Here is a 12,953-nt window from a genome sequence, read left to right on the forward strand (position 1 = left end):
TTCGGGTAGGGGGTATCGCCACACGACGACGTGTTTCGTGTGTGCGGCGTTCTCTTGGTGGATGCCGGCGGCCGTAGGTGGCGACCGCCGACCGGGTCAGACGGCCACGAGTCGTGCTCGCAGTGTGGGTTTGTCGATCTTGCCGACCGGGTTCTTGGGCAAGGCCGGCAACACGGTGATCTCGGCGGGCACTTTCACGCGGGTCAGCTGGTCGGCGCAGTGCGCGCGCAGCTCGTCGGCCGAGACGTCGGCGTCCGGGTAGGGCACCACGTAGGCGACCGGCACCTCGCCGAGCAGGGCGTCGGGTTTGCCGACGACGGCCACCTCGAGGACGCCCGGCGCGCCGGCCAGCGCCGACTCGATCTCCTTGGGGTAGAGGTTCTCTCCGCCGCGGATGATCATGTCCTTGATGCGGTCCACGACCTGCAGGTAGCCGTCGTCGTCGAGGATGCCGACATCGCCGGTGTGCAGCCAGCCGTCGACGATGGTCGCGGCGGTGGCCTCCGGGTTGTTGAGGTAGCCGGCCATCACGGTGGGTCCGCCGATCAGCACCTCACCGCGTTCACCGACGGGCACGTCGTGGCCGTCCGGGTCGACGACGCGGATCTGCTGGCCGGCGATGGCGGGGCCGACGGTGCCGAGTTTGCGGATGCCGTCGACCGGGTTGCACGCCGAGGCGCAGGTGCCCTCGGTGAGGCCGTACCCCTCGACCATGGTGAATCCGAACCGGTCCGAGACCGCCCGCAGCAGTTCCTCGGACACCGGCGCGGCGCCGCAGACCGCGAACCGCACCGACGACGTGTCCGGTTCCACGTTGGCCGGTGTCGCGGCGAGCAGCGCGAAGATGGTCGGCACCGCGGAGAAATAGGTGGGCCGCACCCGCGCCAGGTCGTCGAAGAACCGGCTCGCCGAGAACGTCCCGACGATGGTGACCTGCCCGCCGGCGCGCAGCGGTGCGAATGTGGACACCATCAGCGCGTTCACGTGGAACAGCGGCAGGATCAGCATGCAGTGGTCGGCCGGGGTGAGCCCGAAATGGTCGACCATCATCGAGGTCATCGCATCGACGTTGGCGTGGGTGAGCATCGCACCCTTCGGGCGGCCGGTGGAGCCGCTGGTGTAGATCACCAGCGCCAGGTCGTCGGGGGCGGGCTCCCGTGGCGGGACGTCGGTGGTGACCTCGGTGGCGAGGTCGTCGACGTGGATTCCGGCCGCCCCGGGGTGCGGGGAGTGTCCGTCGAGGGTGACGACGACCCGCGCAGCCGAGTCACCGATCTGTCGCGACGCCTCCTCGGCGGTGAACGCCGGGTTGACCGGGGTGGCCGCGGCACCGATCCGCCAGGCGGCACCGACCACGATCACCAATTCGGCGCGGTTGGGCAGCATCACCGCCACGACGTCGCCGACGCCGACCCCCAGCTCACTCAGCTGCTGTGCGACCGCAGCGGTGCGGGCATCGAACTCACTGTGCGTCAGGGTGATCCGGTCGTCGGACACTGCCGGCGCCGAAACCGATCGACCGGCGAGCCGCCACGGCAGATAGTCGAAAGCTGTCATCACTCACCTTCACGCGTCTTGGAATGTGTGATGCATGACGCTATGGGGTGCACTGTGATGCACACCACGTCCTGCCGGGACGAAGTCTGCGACGGCGGTTGTCACAAACGCACAAAACACCCGACGGCTGCCGCGAGGTTCGGTGATCGCGCATCGATTTCGCTGGTCAGGGGTTTGTCGTGTATCTTGGAGCGGTTGCCGACGCAGGCGACCCTCCTGCCACGGACAGTCCGTGGCCGACCTAGCCCATAGGAGGTGATGTGGTCTTATGCGTCACTACGAATTGATGGTCATCCTCGATCCGAATCTGGACGAGCGCACCGTCGCACCCTCACTGGATACTTTCCTCAACGTTGTCCGCACGGATGGCGGCAAGGTGGATGGTGTCGACATCTGGGGTAAGCGCCGTCTCGCCTACGAGATCGCCAAGCACAACGAGGGCATCTACGCCGTCATCGATCTCGACGCCGAGCCCAAGACGGTCACCGAGCTCGACCGCCAGCTGAAGCTCAACGAGTCGGTTCTGCGCACCAAGGTCCTGCGGAAGTAGTCCACAGTTCCCTGATCGACACCAAAGCAGTCGGTGCCGGGCTCTAGGGTTGAACCCAACGTCCCGGTACACGTCGATCAACGAGTGCCCAACCACGACCCAAGGGGAGACACATGGCAGGCGACACGGTCATCACCGTTGTAGGCAACCTGACCGCCGATCCGGAACTCCGGTTCACGCCGTCGGGAGCCGCGGTGGCCAACTTCACGGTGGCCTCCACGCCGCGCACGTTCGACCGTCAGACCAATGAGTGGAAGGACGGCGAAGCGCTGTTCCTCCGCTGCAACATCTGGCGCGACGCCGCGGAGAACGTGACCGAGAGCCTGTCCAAGGGAACCCGGGTTGTTGTGCAAGGCCGCCTCAAGCAGCGGTCGTTCGAAACCCGTGAGGGTGAGAAGCGCACTGTGGTGGAACTCGAGGTCGACGAAATCGGTCCCTCGCTGCGCTACGCCACCGCCAAGGTCAACAAGGCCTCGCGTGGTGGTGGCGGCGGATTCTCCTCCGGCGGTGGCGGCGGTAGCCGCGGCGGCGGAGGACAGCAGGTTGCCGACGATCCCTGGGGCAGCGCGCCCGCGAGCAGTGGATCGTTCGGTGGCGGGGACGACGAACCACCTTTCTAGAAACACACTGGAGTACCAATGGCAAAGGCAAAGAGCAGCCGGAAGCCTCGCGTCGAGAAGGTCACCAAGACCAAGGCGTGCAGCTTCTGCAAAGACAAGAAGGCCGTCATCGACTACAAGGACACCGCGCTGCTGCGCCGTTTCCTGTCCGATCGCGGCAAGATCCGGTCGCGTCGCGTGACCGGCAACTGCGTGCAGCACCAGCGCGATGTCGCTGTGGCCGTCAAGAATTCGCGTGAGGTGGCGCTGCTGCCGTTCACCTCGACCGGACGCTGAGCGGGAAGGGATCTGATATGAAACTCATCCTCACCGCCGCCGTGGAGAACCTCGGCGAAGCCGGCGACACCGTCGAGGTCAAGGACGGCTACGGCCGCAACTACCTGCTGCCCCGCGGCCTGGCCATCAAGGCCACCCGCGGCGCCGAGAAGCAGGTCGAGGACATCCGTCGCGTGCAGGCCGCACGCGAGGTCCGTGGCCTCGAGCACGCCAACGAGCTCAAGCAGGCCATCGAGGCCCTGAGCGACGTGTCGCTGGGTGTGAAGACCCACGACTCGGGCAAGCTGTTCGGTTCGGTCACCGCGGCCGACGTCGCGGGCGCCATCAAGACCGCCGGCGGCCCGGCCGTCGACAAGCGCAACGTGGAGCTGCCGAAGGGCCACATCAAGGCCACCGGCAACTACCCGGTCGTGGTGAACCTGCACCCGGACGTGCGGGCCACCGTCGAACTCGCGGTCGTCGCAGGCTGATCCGACCTTCTCAGTCGACACACGATGCCGGCCGGTCCCCTCTGGGGCCGGCCGGCATCGTCGTCTTCGCGGCACACGCTGCGCCGGGCGTCACCCGCCCGGGTTGACCCCCGCGTCGTCGGCCTCGGCCATCGGCGCGTCGGCATCCACGAGTTGTCGGGCGACGTCGCGCAGCGGTCGATTCGTCTCCTGCGACAGCTTTTTGAGCAACCCGAAGGCGTGGTCGGCGCTGCATCTGTAGCGCTCCATGATGATGCCCTTCGCCTGGCCGATGATGTCGCGGGTCGCCAGGGCGGTGGCGAATTGTTCTTTGCGACGAAGCGCATCCCACGCCAGCGACGCGTGCGTGGCATACGCGTGGGCGACGTCGAAGGCATGCTCGTCGTAGGCGTGGGGCGTGTCGGAGCACACGGTCAGTGCGCCGAGCGTGTGTGTCGAACTCGCGAGGGGGAACTTCAGCAGCGAGCGGATCGGGGTGCGTTCGAGCGCGAGGCGGCAGTAGGTGGGCCACCGCGTCTCCTGCTCCAGGTCGTCGATCCGGATCGGTTCCTTGTCCATGGCGAGCTGCAGGTAGGGGCCCTCGCGTACGTCGTGCTGGATGTCGTCGAGGATGGCCGGATAGCGGTGGGTGGCCGCGGGGGTGTCCACGATGTTGTTGTCGGTGGCCACGGTGACCGCAGCGTACTGCGCGCCCGGGATAAGCTCGGCCGCGCCGGCGGCGAGCTCGTCGAGGGCCAGCGGCACGTCGGTGTCGGCATGGCGCTGCACCCGTGTCATCAGATCGGCGATCTGGCGCTGGAGTCGAGCGCTGTCGACTCTGTCGAATGTCAAGTCGGGGGACCTCTCACCGGCTCAAGACCCGGCAGCGAGCGCGCGGCAGTACCGGGTCGCTGCTTGTTCAACGTGAGAAGAACTTTACCCACCCCGGAAAAGTGCCGCTCTCGGTGTCGCCCATATTCATCCGTGCGCGGTCATCGTGCCCGTATTGCGCAGTTCCCGCCGTCGCCGAATTGCTGGTGGAGTAGTCCGAGCCGCTAGGCGAGGACGTATCGAGACCAGTGTCACCCACCACGACGACGAGACCACCTGCGTAGTCAACAGACCGATGACGCCCCCACCCAACAAACTCGCGTAGCCCAGTACGCATGGCACGCTCTCACCCCCGCCGTAGCGTCACTCCCACGAGTTCACCACATCCGGGGGGACCGGATGGACGCAACGAGGCGAACGTCCACGGGGCTCGTGCGACAACACATCACAGCACCGCAGGAGACGTTCGCCATGCTCATCACCATCATCATCGTCGGCGCAGTCATCGCCGTCCTCGCCTATTTCTTCCAGCCCTCGATCGACTTCGCCCGCTACGAGCAGCGTCAGGTCATCGCGGCCCGAGAGCGGGCCCATCGCAAGGCCGAACGTCGCAAGCGTCGGGCGGTGGCCGCGGCTGCCCGGGCCACGGCCCCCGCATCGCCGCGTCGGGTAGCACACAGACGTTCGCGCGCTTGGGTGTTCGATTTCGCCACCCAGCTCCGGTCCTTCATCTGAGTCCCGGTCCCCCGGCCACCGTCAGCGCGGCGGTGCCGGGGATACCGGCAACTGATTCCAGTACTGCAGTCGTGGCGGTAGGTAGCGCGGAGCCGGATTCGGACTGTGCGCGATGTCGCCGCTGGGGAAGAAGAACTTGTGCCAGCCCGGTGTGAAGATCATCGCCCGCGAGCCGGTTCGGCAGGCCACCACATCCGCCCGGGGTGCGGTGCAGGTGACGCCGTAGAGGGTGACGCGGCTGCCGATCGGCAGGGTCGGCGGCCGGAAGCCCGACGGTGCGCCGAAACGATAGGTGGTGCCAGGTGGCACCCACCACGGCCCCTGCTGGTCGCCGGAGATCGCCGCGCCCCGGACGTCGGGTGGAGCGGTCGCGGGATGCCCCTGACAGCCGACGTAGCGGTAGCCGGGGCCGATCTGACACATCCAGCGCCCGACCCGCAGAAAACCGCGACCGTTGTCGACGTAGGCCAACGACCGGAACTGTTCGGGATTGACCGGTTGGTAGCGGGAGAGGTCGAACTCGGCGGGCAAGGTCGGGCCGGGCGGGGCCGCCGACGAACTCGGCGCCGGACCCGCGAGTACCGCGACGACGGTCACCGCCAGCGCCACGACGACGGTTGCCTTTGCCGGCAGCCGTCGACCGGTGCGCGATGTCCGCAGATGTTGTTGCCTCCCCACGTCGACCATTCCAACACACGTTCGGGGGTGTGTGGGCCGCCTCGTCACGATCTGTGGACAGCTGACCCACTCGCACTTCAGAAACCAGCGGCGCGATGACCAGCTGTTACCGGGGTCACACGCGATGTTTACCGAGTCGTTGGCAACGCGTGGTTGAACCTTGAGGGCAACACGCCGATCCGGGCGTTCGGCGGGACACGCCGAGGGAATTTTCCACCCCGGCTGTGGATGAAGGATCACCCCGCTGACCTGCGACGACATTTGTCCACAACAAAGGTCTCCCCATGTTGTGCACAGGGGGTTCACAACACTTCCGAACGCGTCCACAGTCGGTCCACAGTTTGCTGACAAACTTGTGCACAACCGCGTTTGAGTGCGCCCGGATCGGGGATCTAATGTGCTCCGTCAGTGCTTCTGCGTGAGCGCTCGGGGTCCGTCGGGAAAGCCTGTCGGTGCCGCCGACTACTACGGAGGCAGCACGACCGACGTCGGCGGCGCATGCCGCGGACGCCACAGAGTCGGACCCACTCGAAGTCGAGTGGTGCAAGTACTGCGAGAGGTTTGACACGAGTGGCTGTAGTCGACGACCGCGGGCACGAACCGGGCCACTTGGAACCGGTGTCCGGGGGACGAGCAGGCCGCGGGAACGACGGAGTTCCCACGGAGGATTTTGGGCGGCAACCGCCCCAGGACATGGCGGCCGAGCAGTCGGTGCTCGGTGGCATGTTGCTGTCCAAGGACGCCATCGCCGATGTGGTCGAGAAGCTGCGGTCCGCGGACTTCTACCGTCCCGCGCATCAGGCGGTCTACGACGCCATCCTGGAGCTCTACGGCAAGGGGGAGCCGGCCGATGCGGTGACGGTGTCGGCCGAACTCGAGCGGGCCGGTGAGCTCCGCCGGATCGGCGGTGCTCCGTACCTACACACCCTGATCTCCACGGTGCCGACCGCGGCCAACGCGGGCTACTACGCCGAGATCGTCGCGGAGAAGGCGATTCTGCGCCGACTGGTGACCGCCGGTACTCGCATCGTCCAATTCGGGTACGCCGGGGCCGACGGCCAGGACGTCGCCGAGGTCGTCGACCGCGCGCAGGCCGAGGTGTACGAGGTCACCGAACGTCGCACCGCCGAAGACTATCTGCCGCTCGAGGAGCTGCTGCAGCCGACGATGGACGAGATCGACTCCATCGCCTCGCGCGGCGGACTGTCGCTGGGAGTGCCGACCGGCTTCGTCGACCTGGACAAGATCACCAACGGTCTTCATCCCGGGCAGATGATCATCGTCGCCGCCCGCCCCGGTGTCGGCAAGGCGCTCGCGCTCGACACACCGCTGCCCACGCCGACCGGCTGGACCACCATGGGCACCGTCGGCGTCGGCGATCAGCTGCTCGATGCGCAGGGCCGGCCCACCCGGGTGGTCGCCGCCACCGAGGTGATGACCGAACGACCGTGCTATGAGGTCGAATTCAACGACGGCACAATGCTCGTCGCCGACGAACAACATCAGTGGGTTGCCGACATCGACGGTAAGCGGCAGACCGTCACCACCGGCGCGCTGCGCGCCCACGTCGGATGCGCCGTGGTGCGCAACACCCAACCGCTGGATCTGCCGCGCAAGCGTTTCGCTTACGGGCCGTACACCGTTGCCGCGTTGGCCGGCATGGCCTTCGACGATCCCGAGATCGGCATGCGGATCGACGCCGAGGGCCCGGTCGACGTGATGACGTTGATGGCCGATCTCGGCGGACGTATTCCGTTCGAGTATCTGCGGGGGTCGATCGCGCAGCGTCGGGCACTGCTCGCGGGGTTGCTCGACGCGCGTGCCACGGTCGACGACGACGGTTGGATCACGGTGCCGGCCGCCACGCGGCACATGACCGCCGTCGTCGCCGACCTGGTGGCCGGGCTGGGCTACAACTACAAGAGGTCCGCGACCGGCTGGCTGCGCGTAGACGCCGACGACGACGTGTTCACCGTGCACCACAAGGCGATTCGCCATAAGGAACTCCGTCGCCGCGCCGGGGTACGGCGGCTCGTCAACGTGCGGCCCATCGATTCGGTCCCGGTGCGCTGCGTCGAGGTGGACAACAACGAGCACATGTACCTCGCCGGCGAGGCGATGGTGCCCACGCACAACTCGACGCTGGCGATGGATTTCCTGCGATCGTGCTCGATCTCCAATGGACTGACCAGTGCGATGTTCTCGCTGGAGATGAGTAAGACCGAGATCGTCATGCGTCTGCTGTCGGCGGAGGCCAAGGTCAAACTCGGTGACATGCGTGGCGGTTCGATGACCGACGACGACTGGACCCGCCTCGCCCGCCGCATGGGTGAGATCTCCGAAGCGCCACTGTTCATCGACGACTCGCCGAACCTGACGATGATGGAGATCCGCGCCAAGGCGCGGCGGTTGAAACAGCGCCAAGACCTGCGCCTCGTCGTCGTCGACTACATGCAGCTGATGACGTCGGGCAAGAAGGTCGAGTCCCGCCAGCAGGAGGTCTCCGAGTTTTCCCGCCAGTTGAAGCTGCTGGCAAAGGAACTCGAGGTTCCGGTGGTTGCGATCAGTCAGCTCAACCGTGGTCCGGAACAGCGGACCGACAAGAAACCGCAGGTGTCGGACCTGCGTGAGTCGGGATGCTTGCCCGCCTCGGCGCGAATCCTGCGCGCTGACAATGGGTCCGAGGTCACGCTCGGTGAGCTGATGGCGACGGGTGAGCAGCCGTTGGTGTGGTCGCTCAACGAGCGTATGCGTTTGGTCAAACGTCGGATGGTCAAAGTCTTTCCGAGCGGCCGTAAAGAGGTCTTCCGGGTACGCATGGCGTCCGGGCGGGTCGTCGAGGCGACCGGGAACCATCCGTTTCTGACTGTCGACGGCTGGATTCCGTTGCAGGAACTTACGTTCGGGGATCGTGTCGCGGCGCCACGATGGGTTGCGGAGCCGCGTGACACTGGGTTGATGGCTGAGCAGGAACTCATCATGCTCGCGCATATGATCGGCGATGGATCCTGTGTGAAGCGACAGCCATTGCGGTATGCAAGCGTGGACGAAGAGAATCTCCAAGCTGTTCAGCATGCCGCCAGCTATTTCGGCGTGAAGGCGATTCGCGACAACTACCCGGCGGCACATGTGACGACGCTCCGATTGCCGGCGCCGTATCGACTGACGCATGGCAAGAGGAATCCGATAGCCGCGTGGCTTGACGAGCTCGGCTTGTTCGGCCTGAGGAGCTACGAGAAGTTCGTTCCTCCCACGGTTTTCTCGCTGCCAACAGACCAGGTTGCACTGTTCCTTCAGCATCTGTGGTCGACAGACGGGTCCGTTCGCTGGGATGAGAAGCGAAAGCAGGGCCAGGTGTATTACGCGACGACATCACGGCAATTGGCCGATGACGTCGCGCAGCTGCTCCTGCGATTTGGCATCTACGCGCGCATTGCACGGACGCAGAAGGCTTCTTACCGCGCATGTTGGCAAGTGACCATCAACGGGGTCGACGCGCAGACGACGTTTCTCGCCAAGATCGGGGTGCATGGCGCGAGAGGTGTCAAAGCACGTCGTGTCCTGAGGGAGTTGGAGAGCATCGAGCCGAACACCAACGTGGACACTGTTCCGAAGGCGGTGTGGGATCAGGTTCGAGGGCTGCTGCGCGACAGCGGGATGACTCACCGAGAGTTCGCTGCGGCGATGGGCTCGCGTTTCTGTGGCTCCACAATGTGGAAACACTCTCCGAGTCGGTCCCGTCTTGCTCGAGTTGCCCAGGTGCTGAACAGTGCAGAGATCAAGATGCTTGCGACAAACGATGTGTACTGGGACCGTATCGTCGAGATCGAATCCGTCGGCGAGCGGGACGTGTTCGATGGCACCGTGCCGGGTGCCCACAACTTCATCGCCAACGGCATCGCACTGCACAACAGCCTCGAGCAGGACGCCGACATGGTGATCCTGCTCCACCGGCCCGATGCCTTCGAGCGCGACGACCCACGCGCCGGTGAAGCCGACATCATCCTGGGAAAACACCGCAATGGTCCCACGGCGACGATAACCGTTGCGCACCAACTGCATTTGAGCAAGTTCGTGGATATGGCGCGCGGGTAGTTGTTGTTGTCGTCGCCATCGTGAAATGTGGAGACGAAGAGGCCCGTGGATATGTCCGAGTTGGCGTTGGATGTGTGAGTCTGGCGGGAGCTGCAGGCTACGCTTGCGATTGTTCCGACATGTTTGCGCGGTCGGCAACGATGCGCATGCGGTCAATGTTGGCGCGCGCCGTGTCGCGCAACTGGGCGCCTGTTGGGGTGAGAAGGCGCTGGCCCGATCCTCGGAGTCCTGGAGTGAATAGATCTGCCCCAAGCAGTTTTGGAGGTATCGGGTCTCTTGGTAGACCTGTCTGGTGATCACGCCGAGGTGAGCGGCAGCCGCGACAGATCGGGCGATGTCTGCGGTGACGGCGAATCGGACCAGACGGTAGCCGGTAAGTGGGTCACCGGCCAGGGCGAGATGAACGAGTTCTTCGGTGCTTCCGCAGTCGATGCGGCGATGCCTAGTTGGCTCTGGTCAGAATGCCACGACGAGTTCACCAGCGCTGCACGTGTGTAAGAAGCTTGAGACACTCCTGCTCGGAACGAACTCGTGCAATATTTGCGCGGGACCTTTGTCCGCGTGGCCTATTCGATGCTCCCTGCGGGTACAACCCACCGACACATGTGCCCGGTGACTGAGGCGATGAGGTCGAAGTCCGCGTCGTAATGTAGAACAGTGATGCCCAGTTCTTCGGCTGCCGCTGCGATGAGCAGGTCCGGGATCTTGCGCCCCCGCTGGCCTCGCGCAGCGAGTAACCGCTGAACCTGCAATGCTCTATTCACATGAGCGGCAGTGTTTTCCAATGCGGAGAAGGCGTCGAGGGCTCCCACGAGAAGATCCCATTCGTCGGCGTTGCGAGCTGAGTAGCCTACTTCGAGGTCGCGAATGCGCGCTCGACCGAGTTGTCCGCTGCGGGCCAGCGGTTCGACGGCCGCACGGACCTCGGGCCGTCCGGGTCTCTTCACCACACTGGTGTCGAGGACGAAGCTCAGCGCCACGCGTCGGAGCGATCGTCGAGGTCAGCGTTCGCGAGCACGTCCAGGGCCGCAGTGATCCGGGGCTCACGAACGGCTGTTGCACGTCGCAACGCCTCGTTCACAGTGTCCTTTTTCGTGCTGGTGCCCTACTCGGCGCGGGCAGCGCCCAGCGTCTCGTCATCGATGTCGATCAGATGCTTCGTCATCGCACCAGTATGTACGCAAACTGTTCCGTATATCCGAGCCACGGACCGCGAGAGAGTCCGCTACTTCGGCATACATCGAACTCGGACGTCGATGTCACACTAGACTCGCTCCGAACGTGATCGGGGAGGTCGAATGGCGAAGCTGTCGTCGGTTGTGGGCATCACTGCCTGCGCGTTGGGGGTGGCGTCTGCGGCTGCCGCGCTCGGCGTGCGGTCGCTGCTGGACAAGGTGGCGCAGAATCCGGATCCGGTGCCGCGTGAGCGACTCATGTCGCGCCCAGCCGCCGAGGAGCTGTCGCTCACGAGACCGGATGGCACCGTCCTTCAGGTCCGGTACGCCGACAGCGGTAAGCCGGTCGTCTTTGCGCATGGCTACACCGGCGCGTGGTGGAACTGGAACCTTGTCTGGGACAAGCTGATCGAAAACGGCTACCGCGTCATCGCATTCGACCAGCGCGGTCATGGCGACTCCACGATCGGGGCGGACGGCATCGGATCGGGCCAGATGGCCGAAGACTACGCCGCCATCTTCACCCATTTCGACCTCCGTGACGCGATACTCGTCGGGCACTCGATGGGTGGCTTTGTCGCCATCCGGGCAGTCCTGGACCAACCGGAGGTAAGAGACCGGCTTCGTGGGTTGGTGTTGTTCTCCACCTGGGCCGGACGTGTATACCACGGAGCGCCGCAGACTCGGATCCAGGTTCCGCTGGCCGAGGCCGGGATTATGCAGCGTATCGCCCGCACCGACGCCGGCGGAAGGCTCCTGGCGATCACAATGTGCGGATCGACGCCGTCGCCGGCAGTCGTGGACGTGTCCCGAACGGGGTTGAACGACCACATGAACCGGCATGGTCCGTTGGTGCCCATCTTGCGAGCGTTCAACGCCGAGGATCGCTACCCGCGATTGGGTGAGATCCGGGTGCCGACCGTGGTGATGGTCGGTGACGCGGATCGGACCACGCCACGGTCACATGCTCACCGAATGGCTGACGGAATTCCGGGTGCTCGGCTGGTCGTGGTGCCGGAGGCCGGCCATTTGCTCAATGTGGAAGGTGCAGGGCCGGATACGCTCGTCGAGGTGATCGCGTCCCTGTCGTGACGCACGACGACCGCCTCCTTCGCATGGGTTGCAGTGTGGCGAGTCGGCGGACAACCGAAGGGACCCGGAGCACCCGCCTGGCCTTGACCCAAAATGCCCCCGCAGGTCAGGCTGGACCACCGGTCACGGCCCCGATGGCCCGGACCACCAGGTCGGGGTCGTCGATCATCGGAATGTGTCCGACGCCGGGCAGAAGTACCCACTGCGCGCCGGGCAGTCGTTCGCGTGCCGTCCGGCCATACGTAGCGGCTGGAACGAGCCGGTCGCACTGGGCCCATGCCAGAGTTATCGGGCACGGCAACGGGTCCATCGGCTCGGCCTGCTCGACGGGTGCGTAGTCATCCATGAACGGGCAGTCGATGGAGTAGTCGATCATTTCCCGGACCCTCGCCGCGGTGAGGCGATCGCCGTGACAAGCGATGGCGCGCAAACCGAGGCGGCGGACTGTCGCCGACCTGACTCCGAGCGGCGCTATCGGGCGGGAGACACGCGCCAGCGTACGCGACCTGCGTATCTGTCTAACGGTCCGTTCATGGGCGCCGCGGTTCCACCAGAAGCCTGCGGGGGAGAAGGCGCAGACGCTTGCGGCGCGCCCGCGCCGTGCCAACTCGATGGCCACCCATCCGCCCAGCGAGTACCCGGCGAGATGCGGCCTCGCCAGATCATGTTCATCCAGGTAGCGTTCCGCTGCGTCCACCACGTCGCTGACGCGGATCGGACGGCGCCGGATCGGAGGACCGCCGTGGTGCCCGAGAAGTGTTGGCGTGTGGACATTGTGATGTTCGGACAACTGCGGAACGACGTCCTGCCAGACGCGGCCCGAGCCGACTACGCCATGCAGCAGGACCAGGGGCGATCTCTTCGGTGTCACGCCAGAAGTGTGACACCGACATCA

At 65.4% G+C, this 12,953-nt stretch carries 12 protein-coding genes; 7 read left to right on the top strand and 5 right to left on the bottom strand.

Annotated features, from left to right (window positions below):
- Positions 1 to 96: 96 nt before the first annotated feature.
- The gene (locus tag NWF22_RS11620; RefSeq protein WP_160901850.1) at positions 97 to 1,557 is read right to left on the bottom strand and encodes a class I adenylate-forming enzyme family protein; all 1,461 of its coding nucleotides are present in this window, start codon (positions 1,555 to 1,557) and stop codon (positions 97 to 99) included.
- 268 nt (positions 1,558 to 1,825) lie between these two features.
- Between NWF22_RS11620 and rpsF the strand changes: the two genes are divergently transcribed.
- The 4 genes from rpsF to rplI all read left to right on the top strand — a co-directional run bounded on the left by rpsF (position 1,826) and on the right by rplI (position 3,473).
- On the top strand, positions 1,826 to 2,107 hold the full coding sequence (rpsF, locus tag NWF22_RS11625; protein WP_160901851.1) for a 30S ribosomal protein S6: 282 nt from the start codon (positions 1,826 to 1,828) through the stop codon (positions 2,105 to 2,107).
- Between the two features lie 113 nt (positions 2,108 to 2,220).
- Positions 2,221 to 2,727, top strand: a complete 507-nt coding sequence (locus NWF22_RS11630) for a single-stranded DNA-binding protein (protein WP_160901852.1) — start codon at positions 2,221 to 2,223, stop codon at positions 2,725 to 2,727.
- An 18-nt stretch (positions 2,728 to 2,745) separates the two neighbouring features.
- Entirely contained in the window at positions 2,746 to 3,003 is a 258-nt protein-coding gene (rpsR, locus tag NWF22_RS11635) for a 30S ribosomal protein S18 (protein WP_160901853.1), read from the top strand.
- Between the two features lie 17 nt (positions 3,004 to 3,020).
- The gene (gene rplI / locus NWF22_RS11640; protein WP_160901854.1) at positions 3,021 to 3,473 is read left to right on the top strand and encodes a 50S ribosomal protein L9; all 453 of its coding nucleotides are present in this window, start codon (positions 3,021 to 3,023) and stop codon (positions 3,471 to 3,473) included.
- A gap of 90 nt (positions 3,474 to 3,563) precedes the next feature.
- Here rplI and NWF22_RS11645 read toward each other — a convergent pair whose 3' ends face one another.
- Complete coding sequence (locus NWF22_RS11645; RefSeq protein WP_233751042.1) at positions 3,564 to 4,304, bottom strand: GAF and ANTAR domain-containing protein; 741 nt, start codon at positions 4,302 to 4,304, stop codon at positions 3,564 to 3,566.
- A gap of 450 nt (positions 4,305 to 4,754) precedes the next feature.
- On the opposite strand from NWF22_RS11645, the gene NWF22_RS11650 reads away from it, so the two are divergent.
- On the top strand, positions 4,755 to 5,018 hold the full coding sequence (locus NWF22_RS11650; RefSeq protein WP_160901855.1) for a hypothetical protein: 264 nt from the start codon (positions 4,755 to 4,757) through the stop codon (positions 5,016 to 5,018).
- A gap of 21 nt (positions 5,019 to 5,039) precedes the next feature.
- Here the strand turns inward: NWF22_RS11650 and NWF22_RS11655 are convergent, their stop codons facing one another.
- Positions 5,040 to 5,705, bottom strand: coding sequence for a hypothetical protein (locus NWF22_RS11655; protein ID WP_233751043.1), 666 nt, complete (start codon positions 5,703 to 5,705; stop codon positions 5,040 to 5,042).
- 561 nt (positions 5,706 to 6,266) lie between these two features.
- Here NWF22_RS11655 and NWF22_RS11660 point away from each other — a divergent pair.
- Positions 6,267 to 9,791, top strand: a complete 3,525-nt coding sequence (locus tag NWF22_RS11660) for a replicative DNA helicase (RefSeq protein ID WP_258321396.1) — start codon at positions 6,267 to 6,269, stop codon at positions 9,789 to 9,791.
- Between the two features lie 566 nt (positions 9,792 to 10,357).
- On the opposite strand, the gene NWF22_RS11665 is transcribed toward NWF22_RS11660, so the two are convergent.
- Positions 10,358 to 10,771 carry a PIN domain nuclease gene (locus NWF22_RS11665; protein ID WP_160901856.1) on the bottom strand — a complete coding sequence of 138 codons (414 nt, stop codon included), beginning with the start codon at positions 10,769 to 10,771 and terminating at the stop codon, positions 10,358 to 10,360.
- Positions 10,772 to 11,089: 318 nt separating this feature from the next.
- Between NWF22_RS11665 and NWF22_RS11670 the strand changes: the two genes are divergently transcribed.
- Positions 11,090 to 12,058 carry an alpha/beta fold hydrolase gene (locus NWF22_RS11670; protein ID WP_160901857.1) on the top strand — a complete coding sequence of 323 codons (969 nt, stop codon included), beginning with the start codon at positions 11,090 to 11,092 and terminating at the stop codon, positions 12,056 to 12,058.
- 106 nt (positions 12,059 to 12,164) lie between these two features.
- Here the strand turns inward: NWF22_RS11670 and NWF22_RS11675 are convergent, their stop codons facing one another.
- Positions 12,165 to 12,929: an alpha/beta fold hydrolase gene (locus tag NWF22_RS11675; protein WP_160901858.1), complete on the bottom strand. Its 765-nt coding sequence runs from the start codon at positions 12,927 to 12,929 to the stop codon at positions 12,165 to 12,167.
- Between the last annotated feature and the right edge of the window lie 24 nt (positions 12,930 to 12,953).

It is taken from the genome of Gordonia mangrovi (genome assembly GCF_024734075.1).
Classification (GTDB): domain Bacteria; phylum Actinomycetota; class Actinomycetes; order Mycobacteriales; family Mycobacteriaceae; genus Gordonia; species Gordonia mangrovi.

Bases quoted from the DNA above. Each gene is read 5' to 3' on its own strand.
- rpsR (WP_160901853.1), top strand. From the start codon at position 2,746: ATGGCAAAGGCAAAGAGCAGCCGGAAGCCTCGCGTCGAGAAGGTCACC.
- NWF22_RS11650 (WP_160901855.1), top strand. From the start codon at position 4,755: ATGCTCATCACCATCATCATCGTCGGCGCAGTCATCGCCGTCCTCGCC.
- NWF22_RS11630 (WP_160901852.1), top strand. From the start codon at position 2,221: ATGGCAGGCGACACGGTCATCACCGTTGTAGGCAACCTGACCGCCGAT.
- rplI (WP_160901854.1), top strand. From the start codon at position 3,021: ATGAAACTCATCCTCACCGCCGCCGTGGAGAACCTCGGCGAAGCCGGC.
- rpsF (WP_160901851.1), top strand. From the start codon at position 1,826: ATGCGTCACTACGAATTGATGGTCATCCTCGATCCGAATCTGGACGAG.
- NWF22_RS11670 (WP_160901857.1), top strand. From the start codon at position 11,090: ATGGCGAAGCTGTCGTCGGTTGTGGGCATCACTGCCTGCGCGTTGGGG.
- NWF22_RS11620 (WP_160901850.1), bottom strand. From the start codon at position 1,557: ATGACAGCTTTCGACTATCTGCCGTGGCGGCTCGCCGGTCGATCGGTT.
- NWF22_RS11655 (WP_233751043.1), bottom strand. From the start codon at position 5,705: ATGGTCGACGTGGGGAGGCAACAACATCTGCGGACATCGCGCACCGGT.